Here is a 22,711-nt window from a genome sequence, read left to right as displayed (position 1 = left end):
GCGACAGCTTACCCGATGCCCTCCGGTCCCCCGATACGCCTCCCGCGGCCGTCCCGCGATGCTGGGCCCATGCGAATCCGCGACTGGTCCCCCGACGATCGACCCCGTGAAAAACTCTCCGCGCAAGGCGCCGGCGCGTTGTCCGACGCCGAATTGCTCGCCGTCTTCCTCGGCTCCGGCCTGCGCGGCCGGGACGCGGTGGCCATCGCGCGCGACCTGCTGAATGCGCACGGCCCGCTGCGCACCCTGCTCGAACGCACGCCGCTGGAACTGGCGGAACTGCCCGGCATCGGCCCGGCGCGGGCCTGCCTGCTGGTCGGCGCGCTGGAACTGGGCCACCGGCACTTCGCCGCCACCCAGCTGCGCGGCCAGTCGATCGGCGACACCGCCATCGCCGGCGACTACTTCGCCCGCCGGCTGCGCCACCACCCATCGGAAACCTTCGCCGCGCTGTTCCTGGACACCAAGCACCGCACGCTGGCCTTCGAGGAACTGTTCCGCGGCACCGTGGACCGCGCGGAGATCTACCCGCGCGAAGTCGCGCGCCGCGCCCTGGCCTACAACGCCTCGGCCGTGATCGTCGGCCACAACCATCCCAGCGGGAATCCCGAACCCAGCGGCAGCGACCAGGCCATCACGCGCCGCCTGCGTGCCGCGCTGGAACTGGTGGACGTGCGGCTGCTCGACCATTTCATCGTCGCCGACGGTCCACCCGTCTCGATGGCCGCACGAGGGAAGCTGTGATGCGTGGCTTAGACTATGCGGCCGTCGCACCCGCCTCTGGCATCCGCAGTGAAATCCTCCCTCCGCGCCCTCATCGACCAGGGCATCGCCGCCCTGCGCACCGCGGGCACGCTTCCGCCCGACGCCGACGCCCCCGCCTTCGTGGTGGAGCGCCCGAAGGACCGCACGCACGGCGACTTCTCCACCAATGCCGCGATGGTCCTCGCCAAGGCCGCGCGCACCAACCCGCGCGCGCTCGCGCAGGCCCTGGTCGCCGCGTTGCCCGCCTCGGACGACGTGGCGAAGGTCGAGATCGCCGGCCCCGGCTTCATCAATTTCCACCTCGCGCCCGAGGCGTATGCGCGCGAGCTGCGCGAGATCGTCGCGCGCGGCAACGCCTATGGCCGCAACGAAAGCGGCGCGGGCCACACCGTCGGCGTCGAATACGTGTCGGCCAATCCCACCGGCCCGCTGCATGTCGGCCACGGCCGCGCGGCGGCCATCGGCGATTGCATCGCGCGCGTGCTGGATGCCAACGGCTGGCGCGTGATGCGCGAGTTCTACTACAACGATGCCGGCGTGCAGATCGACAACCTCGCCCGCTCGGTGCAGGCGCGCGCGCAAGGCAAGGGTCCGGATGACGCCGGCTGGCCGGAAGACGGCTACCGCGGCGACTACATCAACGACGTGGCGCAGGCGTACCTGCGCGGCGAGACGGTGGAGTTCGAAGACCACATCGTCCACGGCGCGAAGGATCCGGCCGACCTCGACGCCATCCGCGCGTTCGCCGTCGCCTACCTGCGCCGCGAACAGAACGCCGACCTCGCCGCCTACGGCGTGGCGTTCGACGTGTATTTCCTGGAGTCCTCGCTGTACACGCAGGGCCGCGTCGAAGAGACGGTGCGCGAACTCGTCGCGCACGGCCACACGTACGAGGAAGGCGGCGCGCTGTGGCTGCGCACCACCGACTTCGGCGACGACAAGGACCGCGTGATGCGCAAGTCCGACGGCACGTACACGTACTTCGTGCCCGACGTCGCCTACCACCGCTCCAAGTGGCAGCGCGGCTACGAGCGCGCCATCACCGAGCTCGGCGCGGACCACCACGGTTCGCTGCAACGCGTGCTTGCGGGCCTGCAGGCGCTGGACGCCGGCATCCCGAAGGGCTGGCCGGAATACGTGCTGCACCAGATGGTCACCGTCATGCGCGGCGGCGAAGAAGTGAAGCTCTCCAAGCGCGCCGGCAGTTACCTGACGCTGCGCGACCTGGTGGAGGAAGTGGGCCGCGATGCCACGCGCTGGTTCCTGATCGCGCGCAAGCACGACTCGCAGCTCACCTTCGACATCGACCTGGCGCGCTCGCAGAGCAACGACAACCCGGTGTTCTACGTGCAGTACGCGCACGCCCGCGTCTGCAGCCTGCAGCGCCAGGCGAAGGAGAAGGGTTACACCCTCGACCTCGCCAACGGCCTGACGCACCTGCACGTGCTGGCCGAAGACGCCCACGCGCAGGCGCTGCTGGTCGCGCTGGCGCGTTACCCGGAAGAAGTGGCCTCGGCGGCCGAGACGCTGGAACCGCACGCCATCGCGCAATACCTGCGTGAATTGGCGAATGCCTTCCACGGTTGGTACCACGCGCAGGCCATCCTGGTGGAAGATGGCGGCACGCGCGATGCTCGACTCGCGTTGTGCGTCGGCACCGGACAGGTGCTGAAGAACGGGTTGGACCTGCTGGGCGTTTCCGCCCCGGAGAAGATGTGATGGCGGCAAGACGCGGCAAGTCGCAGGCGAAGCGCAACGGCGGCAATTCCAATCCCCCGTGGCTCTGGCTCGGCATCGGCCTGGTGCTCGGCGTGGTGCTGATCGTCGGCGTGCCCAAGCTCATGCACGGGAATGCGGACGACGGTTTCTTCCGTCCCAAGCCCAATCCCGATGCGCGGCCGGTGGCCAACGCAAGCGCGGACGACGATGACGCCATCGTCCCCGAAGACGCACAACCGGCCGCGGCGCAGACCGCCAAGCCCAAGCTGACGACGTACGACTTCTACACGCTGCTGCCGTCGAACGAAGTCGCGCTGTCCGATGCGGAGCTGGCGGCCACCGAGCGCGCCGAAGCCGCGCGCGCCGACAAGGCCGCCTTGCCGGTCGACGCCGCGAAGCCCGCCGACGTCGCCACGCCCGTCGCCGTGAATGCGCAGCAGCCCGCCACCGCGGCCGCCGTGCCTGCCACCGCAACCGTTTCCGCCGACAAGCCGAAGGACGACGGCGCGCATTACCTGCTGCAGGCCGGTGCATTCCAGGCCAGCGGCGACGCCGAAGCCGTCAAGGCGAAGATCGCGTTGCTCGGTCTGTCCGCGCGCGTCGAATCCGCGCAGATCGCCGACAAGACCGTCTTCCGCGTGCGCATGGGCCCGTACGGCAGCGCGTCGGAACTCGCCGACGCCAAGCGTCGCCTCGGCAGCGGCGGCTTGCCCGCGCTGGCGATCAAGGCACGCTGACGCGCGCGCACCGCCCATGACGCTCGCGCACGCCTTCACCGCGTTGTGCATCGTCTGGGCGGTCAGCCAGGCCTGGATCGGGCGGCGTCGTTCCGGCGACGCGAACAAAACCCGCGACCGCGGCACCCTCGACCTCCTCATCGTCGTCATCGGCGCGAGCATCGCGCTGTCCGTGTGGCTGGCGATGCGCGACGACGGCCAGCTCGCCTCGCGCGACTGGCGCTACGTCGTCGTCGGCATGCTGCTGATGATCGATGGCCTCGTGTTGCGCTGGTGGTCGGTGCATACGCTCGCGCAGTACTTCACCGTCGACATCGCGATCCAGCCCGGGCAGTCGCTCATCCGGCGCGGGCCGTATCGCCTGCTGCGGCATCCTTCGTACACCGGCGCGTTGCTGACGGTCGTCGGCTTCGGTTTCGGTGTCGGTGCATGGTTGCCGGCGCTCGTCGCGATCGTGCCGATCATCGCTGCGTTCCTGTGGCGCATCCACGTCGAGGAACGCATGCTCGCCGACGCCTTCCCCGACGCGTGGCCCGATTACGCGCGCGACACCAAGCGCCTCATTCCCCACCTCTGGTAACCCCGGCATGACGACGACGCAACGCACCGCCTTCATCACCGGCGCGACTTCCGGTTTCGGCCTGGCCGCCACGCGTCGCTTCGTCGCCGATGGCTGGCGCGTCGTCGCCACGGGCCGTCGCGCGGAACGCCTGCAGGCGCTGGTCGACGAACTCGGCGCCGCGCACGTGCATCCCGCCGTCTTCGATGTCCGCGACGAACCCGCCATGCGCGCCGCGCTCGAGGCCCTGCCGGCGGACTTCCGCGACATCGACCTGCTGGTGAACAACGCCGGCCTCGCACAAGGCACCCTGCCCGCGCAGCGCGCGGACCTGCAGGACTGGCGGGTGATGATCGACACCAACGTGCGCGCGCTCGTCGTGCTCACGCATGCGTTGTTGCCGACACTGATCGAGCGCAAGGGCACGATCATCAACGTGAGCTCCACCGCGGCCACGTATCCCTACGCCGGCGGCAACGTCTACGGGGGCACGAAAGCGTTCGTCTCGCAGTTCTCGCTGGGCCTGCGCGCGGACCTGCACGGCACCGGCGTGCGCGTGACGGCGCTGGAGCCCGGCATGGCGGAAACCGAATTCACGCTGGTGCGCACGCACGGCGACCAGGCCGCGTCCGACACGCTCTACAAGGGCGCGCAGCCGATGACGGCGGACGACATCGCCGCGACGATCCACTGGATCGCCACGCAGCCGCCGCACATCAACATCAACCGCCTGGAAATGATGCCGACGAGCCAATCCTTCGCCGGCTTCCAGATCGCGCGCAATTAGGTCGTCATTCCCGCGAAGGCGGGAATCCACCTGTCGGATCGCCGCACCGGCCTGGATTCCCGCTTTCGCGGGAATGACGGCAGGGCTCAGACCGGCTCGTCGCTCAGGTAGGTATACGCCGTCAGCCCCGACTCGAGCGCGTCCTTCATCCGCGCGCTTTCGTCGGCCGGCAACTTCGCGGCATCCACCTTCTTCGCATATTCCGCGCGCAGCACGTCGAGCTTGTAGCCGACGTAATCCAGCATCACGTCCGTCGTGTCGCCGCGGCGCTGCTGGCTCATCGCATACCCGTTGCCGTCCAGATGCACTTCCACCGCATCGGTGTCGCCGAACAGGTTGTGGATGTCGCCCAGGATTTCCTGGTACGCACCGACCAGGAAGAAGCCCAGCCGGTACACCTCGCCATGCTTCAGCGCATGCAGCGGCAACGAAGAATCGAGGCCTTCGTTTTCCACGTAGGTATCGATCTTGCCGTCGCTGTCGCACGTCATGTCCGCGATCACGCCGCGGCGCGACGGCGCTTCGTCCAGGCGCTCGATCGGCACGATCGGGAACACCTGGTCGATCGCCCACACGTCCGGCATCGATTCGAACACGCTGAAGTTGACGAAGTACTTGTCGACGAGGCGCTCGTTCAACTCATCGAGCAGGTCGCGGTGCGACTTCTCGCCCACGTCCAGCCGCGCACGCACGGCATGCGCGATCGCATAGAACAGGTCGTCGATGCGCGCGCGATGCGTCAGGTCGATCTGCCCGAGCGCATACAGCGACAGGCCTTCGCCATGGTGGTGCTGCGCGTCGTGGAAGAGTTCCACCGCCGGGCGCTGGTCCAGTTCGTCGTGGATCTCGCGCAGGTGGCGGATCACCGCGGGTTCGTCGTCGTGCGCGGGCGGGACGCGGCCTTCCGGCGCTTCCTCCACTTCCGCCACGTTGGCCACCAGCACCGCGTGGTGCGCCGTCATCGCGCGGCCGCATTCGGTCACGATGCGCGGCGGCGCCAGGCCGTTGGCTTCGCAGGCTTCGGCGAGCGGCTGCACGATGTTGTTCGCGTACTGCGCCACGCCGTAGTTGATCGAGCAGTAGCTGCGCGAACGCGTGCCTTCGTAATCGATGCCCAGCCCGCCGCCCACGTCCATGTACTGGACCTGCGCGCCGAGCTTCGACAGTTCGATGAAATACCGCACCGCCTCGCGCATGCCGTTGGCGATGTCGCGCACGTTGGAGATCTGCGAGCCCATGTGGAAATGCAGCAGGCCGAGGCAATCGCCGTAGCCGTTGTCGCGCAGCGTCTTCCACAGGTCCAGCACCTGGCGCGGCGACAATCCGAACTTCGCCTTGTCGCCACCGCTGTTCTGCCACTTGCCCGCGCCCAGCGAGGCCAGGCGCATGCGCACGCCGATGCCCGGCCGCACGCCCAGCGCCTGCGCTTCCTCGATGATCAGCTTCAGCTCGCTGGGCTTCTCGACCACGATGAAGGTCTGCAGGCCGAGCTTGCGACCGATCAAAGCCAAACGAATGTATTCGCGATCCTTGTAGCCGTTGCAGACGATCAGCCCGCCCGGCCGGCTCAGCGCCAGCACCGCCATCAGTTCCGGCTTGCTGCCCGCTTCCAGGCCGAAGCCTTCGCCCGCGTGTGAGGCCAGCGTGCCGGCGACGCCCTGGTGCTGGTTGACCTTGATCGGATAGACGGCGGTGTAGCCGCCCTTGTAGTCCCAGTCGGCCTGCGCCTGCGCGAACGCAGCCTGCAGCTTGCCCAGGCGGTCGCCGAGGATGTCGGGGAAGCGCACCAGCAGCGGCAGCTTGGCGCCGTTGGCCTTGGCCTTGTCCACGACCTCGGCCAGCGCGATCGCCGGGCCCTGCGCGCCGCGCGGGCTCACCGTCACGCGGCCGGCGCCGTCGATGTCGAAATACCCTTCCGACCAATGCGGGATCGAATAGGTCTTGCGGGCGTGGTCGAGGGACCAGGCGCTCATCGGCAGCGTTCCGTCTGGGAAAAAAGGGCGCGCAGTGTACCGCCCGGGGGCCGAAGGCAGCGCCACGACGGCGAGCGCCCTACAATGCGCGCCCCCAACGCCCTGCCGGACTTGCCGCGATGACCGAGCCCACCTGGATGTACGAGAACTTCGAGCCCGCCGGCTCGGCCATCGGCTACCGCATCACGCGCAAGCTGGACGAGGTGCAGTCGCCCTTCCAGAAGATCGAGATCTACGAGAGCACCGACTGGGGCAACCTCATGCTCATCGATGGCGCAATGATGCTGACCACGCGCGACAACTTCCTCTACCACGAGATGATGTCGCACCCGGCGCTGTTCACGCATGCCGCGCCGAAGCGCGTGGTGATCATCGGCGGCGGCGACTGCGGCACGCTGCGCGAAGTGCTCAAGCACCCGGGCGTGGAATCCGCCACGCAGTGCGACATCGACGAGCAGGTCACGCGCATGGCCGAGAAGTGGTTCCCGGAGCTGTGCGACGCCAACAACGACGCGCGCGCCGAACTGCTGTTCGACGACGGCATCGCGTACATGGCCAACTGCCCGGAAGGCAGCGTGGACATCGTGATCGTGGATTCCACCGATCCGGTCGGCCCGGCCGAGGGCCTGTTCAACAAGGCCTTCTATGCGTCCTGCTTCAAGGCGCTGAAGGACGACGGCATCCTGGTGCAGCAGTCCGAATCGCCGCTGGTGCTGCTGGACCTCATCAAGGAAATGCGCACCGAGATGGGCAAGGCCGGCTTCACCACGTTCAAGACGCTGCCGTTCCCGCAGCCCTGCTACCCGACCGGGTGGTGGAGCTGCACGCTGGCACGCAAGTCGGGGGGCTTCGATTACCGGGCGGTGGATGCGCGCGAGAAGACGTTCGCGACGAAGTACTACACCGCCGATATCCACCAGGGGGCGATGGCGTCGATCCCGTTCGTGGCGGCGGCGCTGGGGGAGTGACGCGCTAGAGCGCGTCCCCGTCCAGTTCGCCCGTGCGGATCCGGACCACCTTGTCCAGTTCCCACACGAAGATCTTCCCGTCCCCGATCTTGCCCGTGCCGGCGGCCTGCATGATGGCCTCGACCACGGCATCGGCCTGGTCGTCGGTGACGGCGACCTCCAGCTTGATCTTGGGCAGGAAATCCACGACGTACTCGGCGCCGCGGTACAACTCGGTGTGGCCCTTCTGCCGCCCGAACCCCTTGACCTCGGTGGCCGTGATGCCCGCCACGCCCGCCTCGGACAAGGCCTCGCGGACGTCATCCAGCTTGAAGGGCTTGATGATCGCCATGACCATCTTCATCACGTCGTCTCCATGTCGGCAGCCGGCAGCATACCGCCGGTCGTGGCTGCCGTTCGTAGGTTTCCACCGACCCCCGCGCGCGGCGCCGTCCGATGGCGCGCCGGGTGTCTCCCAAGCAAGCTGCAGATCCTCCAGGAAGGAGCTCAGGTGATGAGTGCCATGATCGATTTCGAGAAGCTCGACGAACTCGCCCGCCGGCTCAGCAGCCTCGTGCCTCCGTCCCTGCGCGACAGCCGCGAGGAACTGCAGGAAAACTTCAAATCCGTGCTGCAGTCGGGCCTGGCCAAGCTGGACCTGGTGACTCGCGAGGAATTCGAAGTGCAGCGCGCCGTGCTGTTGCGCACGCGCGAGAAGCTGGACGAACTCCAGCGCACCGTCGCGGATCTCGAATCGCAGATCGACGCGCCGGCGCCGCCGCGCCACTGACCTGAGCCACCCCCATGGGTCTGTCGCTCGTGCACAGCCGTGCACGCGCCGGCGTGCGCGCGCCCGACGTGCAGGTGGAAACGCACCTCGGGTCCGGATTGCCGGCGCTGCACATCGTGGGATTGCCGGGCACGGCCGTGCGCGAGGCGCGCGATCGCGTGCGTGCCGCCATCCAGTGCGCGCAACTCGAATTCCCCAACGGCCGCATCACCATCAACCTCGCGCCGGCGGACTTGCCGAAGGGCGGCGGGCGGTTTGACCTGCCCATCGCGCTCGGGATCCTGGCGGCGAGCGGCCAGGTGCCGCAGCAGGCGATGCGCGATGTGGAGTTCATCGGCGAGCTCGGGCTGACGGGGGAACTGCGCCCCGTCGATGGCGTGCTGCCCGCGGTGATGGCCGCGACGGCGGCGAAGCGACGGTTGATCGTGCCGGCGGAGAACGGCGCGGAGGCGGCGCTGGTGCGCGATGCGGATGTACGCACGGCGCGCACGTTGCTCGAAGTGTGTGCGGCGTTGTCGGGGACGAAGACGTTGCCCGTGCCGGAGGTGCGCGAGGTCGAAGACGTGCGAGTCGCCGACCTGAGTGACGTGCGGGGACAGGCGCATGCGCGGCGTGCGTTGGAAGTCGCGGCGGCCGGTGGGCATCACCTGTTGTTCGTCGGACCGCCAGGGTGCGGCAAGACGTTGCTTGCCTCGCGCTTGCCCGGCCTGCTGCCGGAAGCGACGGAAGCCGAAGCACTCGAAGCCGCGGCGGTCGCCTCGGTCAGCGGCCGCGGCATCGATGCATCGACGTGGCGCACACGCCCCTTCCGCGCCCCGCACCACAGCGCGAGCGCGATCGCCCTCGTCGGCGGCGGCACCGAACCACGTCCCGGCGAAATCTCCCTCGCCCACCACGGCGTGCTGTTCCTCGACGAACTGCCCGAATGGGATCGCCACGCCTTGCAGATGCTGCGCGAACCGCTGGAATCCGGCGTCGCCACGATCGCCCGCGCCGCGCGCCATTGCACGTTTCCCGCGCGCTTCCAGCTCGTCGCCGCGATGAATCCGTGTCCGTGCGGCTGGGCCGGCGATCCGTCGGGCCGCTGTCGTTGTTCGCCCGAGATGCTGCAGCGCTACACCGCGCGCGTGTCGGGGCCGTTGATGGATCGCATCGACCTGCACGTCGAAGTCCCGCGCCTGCCGCCGAGCGCATTGCGCGACGATGCCGCGCCCGGCGAATCCAGCGCCGTCGTGCGCACGCGCGTCATCGCCGCACGCGATCGCCAACTCGAACGCATCGGGTGCCACAACGCGCGGCTCGATGTGCCGCAGACCCAAGCCACGTGTCGTCTCGCCCCCGACGATCGCCGCCTGCTCGAACACGCCATCGAAATGCTGCAACTCTCCGCGCGTTCGATGCATCGCATCCTGCGCGTCGCGCGCACCATCGCCGACCTGGAAGGCAGCGAATCCATCGCCACCGCGCATCTCACCGAAGCCATCGGCTACCGCCGCCTGGATCGCGGAACCGGCTGACCGATTCACCCGCTCTTGTCGCGGGCCTTGCTAAAGCAAACGCCCCCACGACAGGAGGCGAAGCAGATGGCCGACAACGACAAGGACGAGATCATCGCGCTGGAAAAGCGCTTCTGGCAGACGATGGTGGACGGCAATACCGATGTCGCGCTCGGCCTGCTCGCCGAGCCCGCGCTGATGGTGTCGCAGCACGGCGCGATGCAGTTCGACCATGCGGGCTACCGCAAGATGGCGGACAACCCGGACTACAAGCTGGTCAAGTACGAACTGTCGAACCTCTCGGTGCTGCATCCGTCCGACGACGTGGCGATCCTGACGTACGAAGTCGACCAGACCACGAACGAGAAGGGCAAGGACGTCCGCATGAAGGTGTCCGACTCGTCGACCTGGGTGCGGCAGGATGGCGCGTGGCGCTGCGCCATCCATACCGAGTCCCCGATGCAGGCGCGTTGAAGCGTCAGAACGCGTGGTCGAACTCGACCTCGCCCTGCACGCCCACCTGGTAGGCCGACACGCGGCGTTCGAAGAAGTTGGTCAGCTCCTGCACGTCCTGCAGGTCCATGAACGGGAACGGGTTGCGCGCGCCGAAATGGCGCGGCATCCCGAGCTGCACCAGCCGCTGGTCCGCGCAGTACTGCAGGTACTCGCGCATGTCGCGCAACGACAACCCGGCCACGCCGCCGGACAACGTGTCTTCGGCGAACGCGTACTCGCATTCCACCGCTTCCACCATCATCTGGACGACTTGCGCCTGCAGGTCGGCGTCGAACAGGTCGGGTTCTTCCTCGCGCGCCGTGCGGATGACTTCGAACGCGAACGCCATGTGCGCGCTCTCGTCGCGGAAGACCCAGTTTGTGCCGGATGCCAAGCCGTGCAGTAGCCCACGCGAACGCAGGTAGTACACGTACGCGAACGCGCCGAAGAAGAACAAGCCTTCGATGCACGCCGCGAAGCAGATCATGTTCAACAGGAACTGCCGCCGGTGCGCCTGCGTCTCCAGCCGCGCCGTGTCCTGCAGCGAGGCCATCCACTTGAAGCAGAACGCCGCCTTGCGCTGGATCGACGGGATGTTCTCCACGGCCGCGAACGCGCGCGCCCGCTCGCGCGGATCCGGCAGGTAGGTGTCCAGCAGCGTGAGGTAGAACTGCACGTGCAGCGCTTCCTCGTACAACTGCCGCGACAGGTACATGCGCGCTTCCGGCGCATTGGTGTGCTGGTAGAGGTTGAGCACCAGGTTGTTGGCCACGATCGAATCGCCGGTGGCGAAGAACGCCACCAGCCGCTCGATCAGGTGCCGCTCCGCCGGCCCGAACTTGTGCTTGAGATCATTGACGTCGCCGGAGAAGTCCACCTCCTCCACCGTCCACGTGTTGCGGATCGCGTTGCGGTACATCTCGTAGAACTGCGGATAGCGCATCGGGCGCAGGGTGAGTTCGAATCCCGGGTCGAGCAGGCGCGCGGTCACTGGCAGGCCTCGCAGGATTCCGGGTTCTCGAGCGAGCACGCGATCGCCTCCATCGGCGCGGGTTGTGCTGCACCATCGGACAGCGTCGCCTTCGCGATCTTCGTCGCCGGGCGCGAACGCAGGTAGTACGTGGTCTTGATGCCGCGCTTCCACGCGTACATGTACATCGACGACAGCGCACCGATGTTCGGGCTGTCCATGAACAGGTTGAGCGAGGCCGACTGATCGATGAAAGCGCCGCGGTCGGCCGCCATGTCGATCAGCGCGCGCATCGGGATTTCCCACGTCGTGCGATACACCTCGCGCAGCGCCTCAGGAATCTGCGGAATGCCCTGGATCGAGCCTTCGGCCTGCTTGATCGCATCGCGCATCTCCGGCGTCCATTGCCCGAGCTTCTTCAGCTCTTCCACCAGGTAACGATTGACCTGCAGGAAGTCGCCCGACAGCGTCTCGCGCTTGAACAGGTTGCTGGTCTGCGGTTCGACGCATTCGTAGCAACCGGCGATGGCGGCGATCGTGGCCGTCGGCGCGATCGCGATCAGCAGCGAATTGCGCAGCCCGTGTTCGCGGATGCGCGCACGCAGCGCGTCCCAGCGTTCCGCGTTCTCCGGCACCACGCCCCACGCGTCGAACTGCAATTCGCCTTCCGCCGCGCGCGTATCCGCGAAGCCCGGATGCCGGCCCTGCTCGATCGCCAGCTCGCACGAGGCTTCGAGCGCATGGAAGTAGATCGCCTCCGCGATCCGCGCCGACAGCGCGCGCGCCGCGTCGCTGTCGAACGGCAGCCGCAAGCGGAAGAACACATCCTGCAAGCCCATCACGCCCAGGCCCACCGGGCGCCAGCGCAGGTTGCCGCGGCGCGCGGAATCGATCGGATAGAAGTTCAGGTCAATCACGCGATCCAGCTGCCGCACCGCCAACTGCACGGTTTCCGCCAGCGTGTCGAAATCGAACTGTCCGTCCTCGTCGAAATGCCGCGACAGGTTGATCGACCCGAGGTTGCACACCGCCGTCTCCTCCGACGAGGTGATCTCCAGGATCTCCGTGCACAGGTTGGACAGGTGGATCACGTTGCCGCGCCGCAGCGTCTGGTTGCTCGCGCGGTTGCACTTGTCCTTGAACGTCATCCAGCCGTTGCCGGTCTGCGCCAGCGTGCGCATCATCCGCGCGTACAACTCGCGTGCCCGCACCGTGCGCACGGCCTTGCCCTGGCGTTCGGCCTGTTCGTAAGCCTCTTCGAAATCGCTGCCGTACAGATCGGTGAATTCCGGCACCACGCGCGGATCGAACAGCGACCACGCCGCGTCCGCCTCCACGCGCCGCATGAAGATGTCCGGCACCCAGTTCGCGAGGTTGAGGTTATGCGTGCGGCGCGCTTCGTCGCCCGTGTTGTCGCGCAGCTCCAGGAATTCTTCGACGTCCGCATGCCACGGCTCGAGGTACACGCACGCCGCGCCCTTGCGCTTGCCGCCCTGGTTGACCGCCGCCACCGACGAATCCAGCGTCTTCAGCCACGGCACGATGCCGTTGGAATGCCCGTTGGTCGACCGGATCAGCGAGCCGCGCGAACGCACGCGCGTGAAGCTGACGCCGATGCCGCCGCTGAATTTCGACAACTGCGCGATGTCGCCGTACTTCTGGTAGATCGACTCCAGCGTGTCCTGCGGCGAATCCAGCAGGAAGCACGACGACAACTGCTCGTGCGTGGTGCCGCTGTTGAACAGCGTGGGCGAGCTCGGCAGGTATTCCAGGTTGGCCATGCGGCCGTACAGCGCAAGCGCACCCGGCACGTCGTCGCTCAGCGCGCAGGCGATGCGCAGGTAGAACTGCTGCGGCGTTTCGATCACCTTGCGCGAGTGCGGGTGGCGCAGCAGGTAACGGTCGTACAGCGTGCGCAGGCCGAAGTAATCGAAGTGCCGGTCGTGCGCCACGTCCAGCGCTTCGTTCAACTTGCGCGCGTTGGCCTGCACGAAACCGAGCAGGCGGTCGTTGATCAAGCCCACTTCGTGCCCGCGCGACACCGACTGCGAGAACGCGTGGATTTCCTGGCTCGCGACTTCCTTGCCGATCACGCGCGCCAGCAGGCGCGCGGCCAGGCGTCCGTATTCCGGCTCTTCGCCGGTCAGCAGCGCGGCGGTGCGGATGGACAGCTCGTCGAGTTCGCGCGTGGTCGCGCCGTCGTACAGGCCGGAGATCGTGCGCGTCGCCACGCGCATCGGTTCCACCGCGTGCAGCCCTTCGGCCGCGCGCGTCACCGCGCGCACGATCTTGTTGAGGTCGACCGCTTCGCTGCTGCCATTGCGCTTGGTCACGCACATGGTGGTCGCGGTGGGCGGCGGGGTGAGGTCGAAACGGGGGGCATCGTCGACGGGCGACGACGGGTCGAGCGTGGCGTGGGTCATGGTGGCTCCGTGGTGGCGCACCGGTCCGATCGCTCCCTCGGCGAGTCGGTGGCATGCGGTCCCCGGGACATTGGACGGGCGGCGTCGCATCGGCCGCGACGCATCCGCGATTGGCGGACGCCCGGCGTTTGCGTCACCAGCCATCTCCCCCCGGAGATTCCGCGGCCGGCACCGCGCGGCGTGCAGGCGCGCGGCTGTCGGCAGGTCTTCGGACTCGTGGACGCGGCGCGGGCGAACCCGTGCCTCCTACTCGTCGCTGCTTCCCGGGGCCACCGCCCCAGTGCAATGCGCGACTTCGTTTCCACTTACCGCTGCGGGGCAGTGCCGGATTCGACTGATAAGTCCCACCGGCTTCCCTTTTCATCCGGCGCTCGCGCGTCGAAACCGACGGGCCACAACATAGTGGGGGTCGCGCGGATCGTCAACACAAGATGCACGGTGCGCGACGGCCGCTTGCAGGGCACCGCGTTACACTCGGTCCGAACCCCGAGGAGCCACGGTTGGAGCATCTCCACGACATCGACGTGCGCCTGCTCGGTGGTGCGCTGCTGATCCTGGCGGGCATTGCCTCGTCGCTGCTCGCGCGCCGGTTCGGTGCGCCGTTGCTGCTGGTGTTCCTGCTGCTCGGCCTGGTGCTCGGCGAGGACGGCATCGGGCACATCCAGTATTCGGATACGCGCTTCACCTACTTCGTCGGCTCGCTCGCACTGGCGGTGATCCTGTTCGACGGCGGCCTGCGCACGCGCGCGGCGCACGTGCGCGGCAGCGTGTTGCCCTCGGTGGTGCTCGCGACGCTGGGCGTGGTGATCACCGCGGCGCTCACCGCGTTCGCGTCGATGTACCTGCTGCACCTGCCCCTGCTGGAGGCGCTGCTGCTCGGCGTGATCGTCGCTTCCACCGATGCGGCCGCGGTGTTCTTCCTGCTGCGCGCCGGCGGCCTGCACCTGGAGCGCCGCACCAACGCGACGCTGGAAGTGGAATCGGGCAGCAACGATCCGATGGCGGTGTTCCTCACCATCGCGCTGACGACGTGGATCGCGGGCGAGCAATCCGCGGGGCCGGTGATGCTGGCGATGCGCCTGGTGTGGGCGGTGGGCTTCGGCCTGGTCGCGGGCTATCTCGGCGGGCGGCTGATGGTATGGACGCTCAACAAGTTCATCCTGCCGTCGGGCTTGCCGCCGTGGCTCGCGTTGTCCGGTGCCGTCGCGCTGTTCGGCTTCACCAACCTCGCGGGCGGCAGCGGGTATCTGGCGGTGTACCTGGCCGGCATCGTCGTCGCCAATCGCCCGATCCGCGCGCGCACCGACGTGCTGTCGGTGCAGGACGCGGCCACGTGGTTCGCGCAGCTGATCATGTTCCTGCTGCTCGGCCTGCTGGCGTCGCCGCACAAGTTGCTTGGCGTTTTCTGGCCGGCGCTGGGCGTGGCGGCGTTCCTGATGTTCGTCGCGCGGCCGATCGCGGTGGCGGCGTGTTTGTTCCCGTTCCGCTACCGGCCCGCGGAAGTGGGCTTCATCGCGTGGACCGGCTTGCGCGGGGCGGTCGGCATCTTCCTCGCGTCCATTCCGCTGCTGATGAACCTGCCGAATGCGACGCTGTACTTCAACGTCGCCTTCGTCGTGGTGTTCGCTTCGCTGGTGGTGCAGGGCTGGACGCTGGCACGCGCGGCGCACTGGTTCGACGTTGCGGTGCCGCGCGCGGATCCCAACACGCGCCGCATCCAGCTCGACCTGCCGGGCCAGCTGGAATACGACATGGTCGGCTATCGCATCGCGCCCGGCAGCGCGGTGTTGCGCGGCGATGCCCTGCCCGGCCGCGTGCGCCTGGCGATGGTGGTGCGCGATGGCCGCGTGCTGTTGCCCGAAGACGCGGAAGCGCTGAAGGCAAACGACTACGCGTACTTCCTTGCGCCCACCGGACAGGCGCCGCGCCTGGACTGGCTGTTCGCCGAAGGCAGCGATGCGCGGCTGGCGGAGCAGGACCTGTTCGGCAGCTTCGCGCTGCCGGGCGACGTGCCGCTGGGCGAACTGGCCGCGTTCTACAACCTCAGCATCCCGTCGCGCTTCTCGGCGACGACGGCCTCGCAGCTGTTCGACGAACGCTTCGACGAACAGCCCCAGGTCGGCGACCGCCTCGCGCTCGGCAAGGCGGTGCTGGTCGTGCGCACGCTGAAGGACGATCGCGTGGCGCAGGTGGGCCTGAAATTCACCGGCGTGGGCGAGCGCCTGATCGGCGGCCGCTGATCACTTCGGTTTGCGCGGCCAGATCTTGCGGTTGGGATCGAACTCCGAGGTCGTCATCGTGTCCGCGCGGAGGCCGAAGCCGCAGACCGCCAGTGGGCTTTCCACGTAGCTTGTCAGGCCGAAGGCCTGTTCGATGTCGACCTCGTTGATGGCCGCTGTGATGTAGGCGCCAAGTCCAAGCTCGGTCGCCGTGACCAGCAGCGTCTGGGAGAGGTGCCCGATGTCCAGGATCGCAACGCGATACGCCTTGGGATGGTTCTGGTATTTCCAGTAGTTGCGCGCGAAACGCGGCACCAGCGCAACCTGGACTGGCGAGTCCGAAAACCAGTGCTGACCTCCGACGGCCAGGCGCGCGAAGGCGCGCAACGCTTCAGGGGTGCCTTCCCACGGCAATGGTTGCAGCGCATGTTCGACCGAGTGGTAGTGATATAGCCCGGGAGCAAGTCCTTCGACGCGATGCACGATGAAATACGCTTCCGTCGGATGCATTGCGCCGCCAGACGGGCTGGTTTTCTTCAGCATGTTGAAATCGTCGGCGCCATGCACCTGCCCGCGTGCGGAAAAGACACGTTCGACGACATGTGCGAACTGCACCTGCGACAGAACGGCTTCGGTATCGAAGTTGCGACAGGTGCTCCTTTGGTCGAAGAGTGCATCAAGCGCGGTCGGGACCGCGCGCGGCAAGCGCACGCGTTCGTCGGCGGGGCCGCGCTCCATGAGCGTCGGGGGCGGCGGTCCGTAGTGTTTGCGCAGGCCGGCCGCCGTATCCATGCCGGCTTCGGCCACTTCCCGGGCCGCGTCCAACCCGACCCATCGAGACCTGGCGTGGGCTACGGCCGACAAGCCGTACCAATGCTGGGCACGCAATTCGTCATCGGCGAGTCGCTGGGCGCGCCACGCCTTCCCCTGGCCGATCAACAGGCCGGCACGCAGCAAGGTGCGCAGCCTGGCGGCGCCGTGTTTTGCGCGCAGGGGACCATCGTCGATCCAATCCACGGGACTGAGCCGGCCGAGCAACAGCACGTCGTCCTCGTCCACCGGCAATGCTTCGTCGAACTGCGGTGCGTGCGCTCGCCAGCCGACTTGGCTCACGATGCCAGTGCCTCCGGAAAGCAGGTCCTCCAGTTGGAACTGTGCTGTCTCCCTCGGCTCGAGCCACAACACCGCACAGCGCCGCACGCGCATCGAACGCTCCTGAGCGTAAAACGGCAACGTTAGAGCTTGTGAACACCACGAGACAAGGGTAGCGTCGCCACCCGGGGTATTGACTTGCTCAAATGGGGAGACACGCATGGCAATGAAGAAAGGCCCGGGCCCGACCGAACCACTCGACCCGAAAGTCGTCCGCACCTTGCTCGATCGGCTGTCTAGCGATGACGATTTCCGCGACTTGTTCAAGCGCGATGCGCATGCGGCGCTCGTGGAAGCAGGCTGGAAGGCCCCGGACTCTGCCGGCGCCAAGCTTGCGACGTCAGACCAGGCCGCAATGTCCGGCGGCAGCTGCCTGCAACTTGCCGCCGGAACGCAGCTGGCTTCGAAGGAAAAGATCGCGCAGCAGCGCGGGAAGCTCGAGCAGACGTTGAACGCGATCGTGAACTACGGCGCGCCGATGGAACTTCAGGCAGACGATTGATCCTGCAGGCGGGCGACACGTTGCCTGAGAAACTCGGGCAACGTGTTCGCCGGCCAGGACGACAGGAAGCGCGCCAGCCGCGCCTTTGCGGCCACCTGCTGGCCCGATCGCGCCAGGAGCTCCGCCGCTTCAAGGTGCGCCAGGGTGGTCTGCGCGACGTTGGATGGCGTGAGCGCACCTTCCGCCGCCCATTCCATGTACGCCCGACCCCGATGCGCGACCAGCCAATCCAGTTGGCGCAGCGCCAACGCATCCTGCTTCGCTTCTCCCGCCGCGCGCGCCAGCGCGACATGCACCGCGACCAGCGCTTCATCCCGCGACGCGATGGGCGCCAACCTGGCGGACGCTGCGTTGGCCTTGCCGGAGAGTCGATCCTGCTCGGCGAGCAGGACCTCGTGCATCTGCGCCATCAGCGGAAAACCTTGCCAATCCTTTGAATTCTCGATCGCCGCCAATGCTGCGCGTACGGTCGGCAGGGAATCGATGGATCCACCAAGGTCACCGAGCGCGAGGAGCAGGATCTCGCTGTAGTTCGACGCGACAACGTCCGTTTCCGCAGACCGCGCGCGCACGTGATCGATTTCAGCCAGCAACGCCCGCTCGAGGTCCGCTTTCGGCATGGCGCGCTCGATCGTCTGGAGCGTCAGCGCCTGCAGGCGCCACTGCGCAAGCGCAAACAACGGCTCGGCCGACTGTGCGTTGTGCGTGCCACGCTGGGCCTGCGCCCTCGCCGTGTCGAAATCGCCTTGGTCCAGTGCGAACAACATCTCCTGCATCGGGTGCCTCAGGTCGCCGACGGTCGTGCCCGAGGCGGCCTTCCTTCCCAGGACACGCTGCGCACTGGCGAAATCGCGTTTCGCTGCATAGGCACGCGCATAGTCGTCCGCACCGCCCTTGAAGCCGAACTTGTACGCCGCCTGGAACATCTTCAGGCCATCATCGATACGATCCATGCCGGTCAGCAGCATGCCCTGCAGGGTGACGGCGTTGTCTCGATACGGGTTCTGCGATGTCGACGCAGCTTTTGCATGCTGCAGGCCGGCTTCGAACTGATTCGCACGAAGCATCAGCTCCACGGCGAGGACGAAATGCGCGTCCTGGTTATCCGGATACATCGCAATCAACTGTTGCCAGCGCTGCAGCATCGGCTCGACGGGCCCAAAACGTGCAAGCTGCGCGTCAAGCGTCAGCAGCTCCCTCGGCGCCAGGTGATCCCGGTGCTTGTTCGCCTTGTCGAACTCGCGACGAATGCCGGGCACATCCCCAATTCGGCCATACGTCCGGCCCGCAGCGATGTACGCGAGGGCGAAGTTGGGATCGATTTCCGTGGCGCGAGCGAAGTACGCCAGCGCGTCCTTTGGCTTGAAATCGAAGTGCGCCTTGAGCCCCAACGCATACGCCTTCAATGCGTCGAGGTTGTTCGTGCTGACCTTCGGCAACGGCGCCGAATCCCGCTCGATGCTGGCAATCGCCTCACCCAGCTTTTCGCGCAGCTCCCCCGTCACCTTGTCTATTGAACCCAGCGCTGAAGACGCCCCGGTCCCATCCGCCGACTCCGCATACACCGTCGTCTGCGTATGCGGATCAATGACCTCCGCACTCACCCGCACCCGCCCACCCACTTCCGCCACCGTCGGCAAGATCACCGCGCGCGCGCCATCGCGCAGCGCGATCTCGCTCGCCACCCCACGATCCAGCGGCGTCGCCGGCCCGCGCTTCATCAGCTGCAAGGTGTCGCGCACCTTCAGGTCGCTCAGCACGTTGACGTAGCGCGACTGTTCCAGGCTGATGCGGAACGCCTGCTCCAGCGATTCGTCCAGCACCGGTTGGCCGGTGAGGTTGCGCAGGTCGCCCACCACCACCCAGTCGCGTTCGTTGAAGGCGATGGCGGGCGTGGGACGCGTGAGGAACCACGCGCCGGTGCCGATGCCGATCACCAGCATCAGTTCGGCGGCCAATGCGGTCGGGCGGCGCCACACGGGGATGTCGCGCCATGCCTTGCCGCCGTTCTGCTTCGGGGCGCGCAGCGGGGCGTAGCCGGGTTCGCCGACTTCGAAGATTTCCTGGCCGTCGGGCACGCCCTTCAAACGCCAGCGCCCGTGCGATTTCCAGATCAGGTGTTCGCTGCGTTCGCCCAGTTCGCGCGCGGCGCGGCGCGCCAGCGGTTCGGCGGTGGCGGACAGCAACACCTGGCCGGGGCGCGCGAGCGTCATCAGCCGACCGGCGAGCGGCTTGGCGAGGCCTTCCACTTCCAGCGGCTTGGCGCCCGCCTGCACGGCGGCTTCGCTGTTGCGCCACGTGAGCACTTCGCCCACGTGCAAGCCGGCGCGCGCCTGCAGCACGAGCTTGCGCGCGCGCACTTCGGGCCGGTCGGAGAGTTCACGCAAACCACGCGTGTAATCGAGCGCAAAACCCAAACCATCGATCGGGCGTTCGAACAACAGCAGCAAACCGTCGGAACGATCGATCAACCGCCCGCGCCACCGTTGCTGCAATTCCAGCACCAGCCGGTCGTGCGCGCGGAACAGTTCGGCCGCGGGCGCGTCTCCCAGGCGTTCGACCAGCAACGTCGAATCGCACAGGTCCGTCAGCAGCAGCGTGCGGACCTGCGGGCTGGTGGTGGCGGCGCTATGCGCAGGCGCGCTGTCCGTGGGGAGATCGATCATGGGCGAATCCTTGCTGCGGTCGCCCTTCAGGCGGGGGCGAGGGCGGCGTCCTGCCACTCGACACGATTGCCACCCAGTCGCTTCGCCCGGTACAGCGCGGCGTCGGCGAGCGCATACCAGTCGTCCCATTCGCCTTCGGCGGTGACGAGGCAGGCGCCGACGCTGAGCGTGGCGATCTGCGGCGGCGCGGGTTGCAGTTCGTGCAACGCATGCGCGGTGGTGGTGATGAATTCGGCCACGCGCACGATGTCGTCGGGCGTTTCGGCCTTGATCATCAGGCAGAACTCGTCGCCGCCCAGGCGGCAGGCGATGTCGTCGGGGCCGGCGGCCGAACGCAGGATGTTGGCGACGCCCTGCAACACGCGATCGCCCACCAGGTGCCCGTATTCGTCGTTGATGCCCTTGAAGCGGTCGCAGTCGATCAGCAACAGGCCGCGGCCTTGCGTGATGTCGGTGCGGCGACGCTGCTGCAGGTGCAGGTGGAAACCGCGGCGATTGGCGAGGCCCGTGAGTTCGTCGGTGCGCGTGAGCTCTTCGGTCTGCGTGAGGCGATGGTTGGTCGCACGCAGCGTGTCGAGCGCGGTCTGCAAATCCAGGTTCCGACGGCGCAGGCGGCCGATGAGGCTTTGTTCGTTCAGCACCACGCGCATGATCGCGCGGCGCAGGAAGTGGGCCAGCAGACGCGGGTCGCGTTCGACCAGCTGGTCGAATTCTTCCTGGCGCAATTCGACCAGCATGCCGGGGCTGGACACGGTGGCGTCGGCGCTGCGGGCGTGGTCGCCGATCAGCAGGCCGAGTTCGCCGAAGAATTCGCGCGCACCGAGGCGCTTGGCGACCAGGTCGTCGCCGAAATCCAGGTCGACCGAACCCTGCGCGATGACGAACATCGTGGTGCCGAGGTCGCCGCGCCGGAAGAGTTTTTCGCCCGGCTCCACGCGCCGCTGGCGACCGATCTGCGCGAACAGCGCGTACTCCTCCGCCGTGAGCGAAGCCGCTGGTTCGAGCACTTCGATGTCCGCGTGGCGCCGGAGGGGCGGCCCGCTATCACGATTCACGCTGCGATCCCCCGTCACGACCGGCGACCGAGGATACCACCGGAAAGGATTCATTCCGGGGAGTACGAAAAGGGGCGTCCCGACCGGACGCCCCGCGCCTTTTCAGGGGCCTGCAACCGCCTGTTTTGAGACAACCCTCACGCGGCGGCGGCGGGGGCCGTCGGATGGAATTGTTCCTCTTCCGTGGAGCCCTTCAGCGCGACCGTGGAGGACTGCGCGCCCTGGATGGTCTGCGTCACCGCATCGAAGTAACCCGTGCCCACTTCGCGCTGGTGCTTGACCGCCGTGAAGCCCTTGTCGGCGGCCGCGAACTCGGCCTGCTGCAGCTCCACGAACGCGCTCATCTGCTTGCGCGCATACCCGTGGGCGAGGTTGAACATCGAATAGTTGAGCGCGTGGAAACCGGCCAGGGTGATGAACTGGAACTTGTACCCGTAGCTCGCCAGTTCCTTCTGGAATTTCGCGATGGTCGCGTCGTCCAGGTGCTGCTTCCAGTTGAACGACGGCGAGCAGTTGTAGGCCAGCAGCTTGCCGGGGAACTTGGCATGGATGGCTTCGGCGAAGGCCTTCGCGAACGCAAGGTCCGGCTTGCCGGTTTCGCACCACACCAGGTCCGCGTACGGCGCGTAGGCCAGGCCGCGCGAAACCGCCTGGTCCAGGCCCTTGCGCGTCTTGTAGAAGCCTTCGACGGTGCGCTCGCCCGTGCAGAACGGGGCGTCGTTGTCGTCGACGTCGCTGGTGAGCAGGTCCGCGGCTTCGGCGTCGGTGCGCGCCACGATCAGCGTCGGCACGCCCATGACATCGCTGGCCAGGCGCGCGGCGACCAGTTTTTCCACCGCTTCGCGCGTGGGCACCAGGACCTTGCCGCCCATGTGGCCGCACTTCTTCACCGACGCGAGCTGGTCTTCGAAATGCACGCCGGCCGCGCCCGCTTCGATCATCGCTTTCATCAGCTCGAACGCGTTGAGGATGCCGCCGAAGCCGGCCTCGGCGTCCGCCACGATCGGCTGCAGGAAATCGATGGCGTCGTCGCCTTCGGCGTGGTGCAGCTGGTCGGCGCGCAGCAGCGTGTTGTTGATGCGCTTGACCACCTGCGGCACGGAGTTGGCCGGATACAGCGATTGATCCGGATACATCTCGCCGGCGAGGTTCGCATCCGCGGCCACCTGCCAGCCGGACAAGTAGATCGCCTTCAGCCCGGCCTTGACCTGCTGCATCGCCTGGTTGCCGGTGAGCGCGCCGAGCGCGTTGACGAAATCCTCGGTCTGCAGCGAACGCCACAACTTGTCGGCGCCGATGCGCGCGAGCGAGTGTTCGATGGCGACGGTGCCGCGCAGGCGCACCACGTCTTCGGCGGTATACGGGCGCTCGATGCCGGCCCAGCGCGGGTTGTTGGACCAGTCGAGGCGGAGTTGTTCGGCGGTGGGCAGCGTCTGCTTCATGGTGGAACTCCTTG

At 67.4% G+C, this 22,711-nt stretch carries 19 protein-coding genes and 1 riboswitch; of the genes, 11 read left to right on the top strand and 8 right to left on the bottom strand.

All coding sequences use genetic code 11. From position 1 onward, the window contains the following. Positions 1 to 69: 69 nt before the first annotated feature. From radC to LYSCAS_RS07065, 5 genes are read left to right on the top strand one after another with little or no spacing between them, the layout of a single operon-like run. Positions 70 to 744, top strand: a complete 675-nt coding sequence (gene radC / locus LYSCAS_RS07085; RefSeq protein WP_213437100.1) for a RadC family protein — start codon at positions 70 to 72, stop codon at positions 742 to 744. Positions 745 to 792: 48 nt separating this feature from the next. After that, the gene (gene argS, locus LYSCAS_RS07080) at positions 793 to 2,484 is read left to right on the top strand and encodes an arginine--tRNA ligase (RefSeq protein WP_213437098.1); all 1,692 of its coding nucleotides are present in this window, start codon (positions 793 to 795) and stop codon (positions 2,482 to 2,484) included. Further along, on the top strand, positions 2,484 to 3,221 hold the full coding sequence (locus LYSCAS_RS07075) for an SPOR domain-containing protein (RefSeq protein WP_213437096.1): 738 nt from the start codon (positions 2,484 to 2,486) through the stop codon (positions 3,219 to 3,221). The genes argS and LYSCAS_RS07075 overlap by 1 nt, the downstream gene beginning before the upstream one ends. Positions 3,222 to 3,237: 16 nt before the next feature. Then, a complete protein-coding gene (locus tag LYSCAS_RS07070; RefSeq protein ID WP_213437094.1) occupies positions 3,238 to 3,801 on the top strand; it encodes a methyltransferase family protein in 564 nt (187 codons plus the stop codon). A gap of 7 nt (positions 3,802 to 3,808) precedes the next feature. Further along, positions 3,809 to 4,567 (top strand): SDR family NAD(P)-dependent oxidoreductase, encoded by a 759-nt coding sequence (locus LYSCAS_RS07065; protein WP_213437092.1) that lies wholly within the window; start codon positions 3,809 to 3,811, stop codon positions 4,565 to 4,567. Between the two features lie 86 nt (positions 4,568 to 4,653). On the opposite strand, the gene speA is transcribed toward LYSCAS_RS07065, so the two are convergent. Continuing rightward, positions 4,654 to 6,540, bottom strand: a complete 1,887-nt coding sequence (gene speA, locus LYSCAS_RS07060; protein ID WP_213437090.1) for an arginine decarboxylase — start codon at positions 6,538 to 6,540, stop codon at positions 4,654 to 4,656. A 119-nt stretch (positions 6,541 to 6,659) separates the two neighbouring features. On the opposite strand from speA, the gene speE reads away from it, so the two are divergent. After that, complete coding sequence (gene speE / locus LYSCAS_RS07055) at positions 6,660 to 7,508, top strand: polyamine aminopropyltransferase (protein ID WP_213437088.1); 849 nt, start codon at positions 6,660 to 6,662, stop codon at positions 7,506 to 7,508. A gap of 4 nt (positions 7,509 to 7,512) precedes the next feature. Here the strand turns inward: speE and LYSCAS_RS07050 are convergent, their stop codons facing one another. After that, a complete protein-coding gene (locus tag LYSCAS_RS07050; protein ID WP_213437086.1) occupies positions 7,513 to 7,851 on the bottom strand; it encodes a P-II family nitrogen regulator in 339 nt (112 codons plus the stop codon). 159 nt (positions 7,852 to 8,010) lie between these two features. Here LYSCAS_RS07050 and ubiK point away from each other — a divergent pair, with 159 nt between their 5' ends. The 3 genes from ubiK to LYSCAS_RS07035 all read left to right on the top strand — a co-directional run bounded on the left by ubiK (position 8,011) and on the right by LYSCAS_RS07035 (position 10,247). Then, entirely contained in the window at positions 8,011 to 8,277 is a 267-nt protein-coding gene (gene ubiK / locus LYSCAS_RS07045; protein ID WP_213437669.1) for a ubiquinone biosynthesis accessory factor UbiK, read from the top strand. Positions 8,278 to 8,291: 14 nt separating this feature from the next. Further along, positions 8,292 to 9,794, top strand: coding sequence for a YifB family Mg chelatase-like AAA ATPase (locus LYSCAS_RS07040; protein ID WP_213437084.1), 1,503 nt, complete (start codon positions 8,292 to 8,294; stop codon positions 9,792 to 9,794). Between the two features lie 66 nt (positions 9,795 to 9,860). Then, positions 9,861 to 10,247: a nuclear transport factor 2 family protein gene (locus LYSCAS_RS07035; RefSeq protein ID WP_213437082.1), complete on the top strand. Its 387-nt coding sequence runs from the start codon at positions 9,861 to 9,863 to the stop codon at positions 10,245 to 10,247. Between the two features lie 4 nt (positions 10,248 to 10,251). Here LYSCAS_RS07035 and LYSCAS_RS07030 read toward each other — a convergent pair whose 3' ends face one another. Then, the gene (locus tag LYSCAS_RS07030) at positions 10,252 to 11,211 is read right to left on the bottom strand and encodes a ribonucleotide-diphosphate reductase subunit beta (protein ID WP_213437667.1); all 960 of its coding nucleotides are present in this window, start codon (positions 11,209 to 11,211) and stop codon (positions 10,252 to 10,254) included. 44 nt (positions 11,212 to 11,255) lie between these two features. Beyond that, positions 11,256 to 13,661, bottom strand: coding sequence for a ribonucleoside-diphosphate reductase subunit alpha (locus LYSCAS_RS07025; protein ID WP_213437080.1), 2,406 nt, complete (start codon positions 13,659 to 13,661; stop codon positions 11,256 to 11,258). A 182-nt stretch (positions 13,662 to 13,843) separates the two neighbouring features. Then, a riboswitch (cobalamin riboswitch) is annotated at positions 13,844 to 14,065 on the bottom strand. A 96-nt stretch (positions 14,066 to 14,161) separates the two neighbouring features. Between LYSCAS_RS07025 and LYSCAS_RS07020 the strand changes: the two genes are divergently transcribed. Next, positions 14,162 to 15,901, top strand: a complete 1,740-nt coding sequence (locus LYSCAS_RS07020) for a potassium/proton antiporter (protein WP_213437078.1) — start codon at positions 14,162 to 14,164, stop codon at positions 15,899 to 15,901. Here LYSCAS_RS07020 and LYSCAS_RS07015 read toward each other — a convergent pair whose 3' ends face one another. Then, on the bottom strand, positions 15,902 to 17,086 hold the full coding sequence (locus LYSCAS_RS07015; RefSeq protein ID WP_213437076.1) for a putative peptide maturation dehydrogenase: 1,185 nt from the start codon (positions 17,084 to 17,086) through the stop codon (positions 15,902 to 15,904). It abuts the gene before it with no gap. Between the two features lie 106 nt (positions 17,087 to 17,192). Here LYSCAS_RS07015 and LYSCAS_RS07010 point away from each other — a divergent pair, with 106 nt between their 5' ends. Beyond that, positions 17,193 to 17,534: an NHLP-related RiPP peptide gene (locus LYSCAS_RS07010; protein ID WP_213437074.1), complete on the top strand. Its 342-nt coding sequence runs from the start codon at positions 17,193 to 17,195 to the stop codon at positions 17,532 to 17,534. On the opposite strand, the gene LYSCAS_RS07005 is transcribed toward LYSCAS_RS07010, so the two are convergent. The 3 genes from LYSCAS_RS07005 to aceA form a co-directional block, all read right to left on the bottom strand. Next, the gene (locus tag LYSCAS_RS07005) at positions 17,519 to 20,200 is read right to left on the bottom strand and encodes a putative peptide modification system cyclase (protein WP_213437072.1); all 2,682 of its coding nucleotides are present in this window, start codon (positions 20,198 to 20,200) and stop codon (positions 17,519 to 17,521) included. The two genes, LYSCAS_RS07010 and LYSCAS_RS07005, sit on opposite strands and share 16 nt — an antisense overlap. 26 nt (positions 20,201 to 20,226) lie before the next feature. After that, on the bottom strand, positions 20,227 to 21,273 hold the full coding sequence (locus LYSCAS_RS07000; protein ID WP_407075167.1) for a GGDEF domain-containing protein: 1,047 nt from the start codon (positions 21,271 to 21,273) through the stop codon (positions 20,227 to 20,229). A gap of 119 nt (positions 21,274 to 21,392) precedes the next feature. Next, positions 21,393 to 22,697: an isocitrate lyase gene (gene aceA / locus LYSCAS_RS06995; RefSeq protein ID WP_213437068.1), complete on the bottom strand. Its 1,305-nt coding sequence runs from the start codon at positions 22,695 to 22,697 to the stop codon at positions 21,393 to 21,395. Between the last annotated feature and the right edge of the window lie 14 nt (positions 22,698 to 22,711).

It is taken from the genome of Noviluteimonas caseinilytica (genome assembly GCF_018406605.1).
Lineage (GTDB): Bacteria > Pseudomonadota > Gammaproteobacteria > Xanthomonadales > Xanthomonadaceae > Noviluteimonas > Noviluteimonas caseinilytica.
The sequence above is the reverse complement of the archived record's forward strand: the minus strand, read 5'-3'. Positions and strand labels throughout refer to the sequence as shown.

What these genes read in the sequence shown, in the direction of transcription:
- radC (WP_213437100.1), top strand. Translation starts at nt 70, where the DNA reads ATGCGAATCCGCGACTGGTCCCCCGACGATCGACCCCGTGAAAAACTC.
- LYSCAS_RS07075 (WP_213437096.1), top strand. Translation starts at nt 2,484, where the DNA reads ATGGCGGCAAGACGCGGCAAGTCGCAGGCGAAGCGCAACGGCGGCAAT.
- LYSCAS_RS07070 (WP_213437094.1), top strand. Translation starts at nt 3,238, where the DNA reads ATGACGCTCGCGCACGCCTTCACCGCGTTGTGCATCGTCTGGGCGGTC.
- LYSCAS_RS07065 (WP_213437092.1), top strand. Translation starts at nt 3,809, where the DNA reads ATGACGACGACGCAACGCACCGCCTTCATCACCGGCGCGACTTCCGGT.
- speA (WP_213437090.1), bottom strand. Translation starts at nt 6,540, where the DNA reads ATGAGCGCCTGGTCCCTCGACCACGCCCGCAAGACCTATTCGATCCCG.
- speE (WP_213437088.1), top strand. Translation starts at nt 6,660, where the DNA reads ATGACCGAGCCCACCTGGATGTACGAGAACTTCGAGCCCGCCGGCTCG.
- LYSCAS_RS07050 (WP_213437086.1), bottom strand. Translation starts at nt 7,851, where the DNA reads ATGAAGATGGTCATGGCGATCATCAAGCCCTTCAAGCTGGATGACGTC.
- ubiK (WP_213437669.1), top strand. Translation starts at nt 8,011, where the DNA reads ATGATCGATTTCGAGAAGCTCGACGAACTCGCCCGCCGGCTCAGCAGC.
- LYSCAS_RS07040 (WP_213437084.1), top strand. Translation starts at nt 8,292, where the DNA reads ATGGGTCTGTCGCTCGTGCACAGCCGTGCACGCGCCGGCGTGCGCGCG.
- LYSCAS_RS07035 (WP_213437082.1), top strand. Translation starts at nt 9,861, where the DNA reads ATGGCCGACAACGACAAGGACGAGATCATCGCGCTGGAAAAGCGCTTC.
- LYSCAS_RS07030 (WP_213437667.1), bottom strand. Translation starts at nt 11,211, where the DNA reads ATGCGCTATCCGCAGTTCTACGAGATGTACCGCAACGCGATCCGCAAC.
- LYSCAS_RS07025 (WP_213437080.1), bottom strand. Translation starts at nt 13,661, where the DNA reads ATGACCCACGCCACGCTCGACCCGTCGTCGCCCGTCGACGATGCCCCC.
- LYSCAS_RS07015 (WP_213437076.1), bottom strand. Translation starts at nt 17,086, where the DNA reads ATGCGCGTGCGGCGCTGTGCGGTGTTGTGGCTCGAGCCGAGGGAGACA.
- LYSCAS_RS07010 (WP_213437074.1), top strand. Translation starts at nt 17,193, where the DNA reads ATGGCAATGAAGAAAGGCCCGGGCCCGACCGAACCACTCGACCCGAAA.
- LYSCAS_RS07005 (WP_213437072.1), bottom strand. Translation starts at nt 20,200, where the DNA reads ATGATCGATCTCCCCACGGACAGCGCGCCTGCGCATAGCGCCGCCACC.
- aceA (WP_213437068.1), bottom strand. Translation starts at nt 22,697, where the DNA reads ATGAAGCAGACGCTGCCCACCGCCGAACAACTCCGCCTCGACTGGTCC.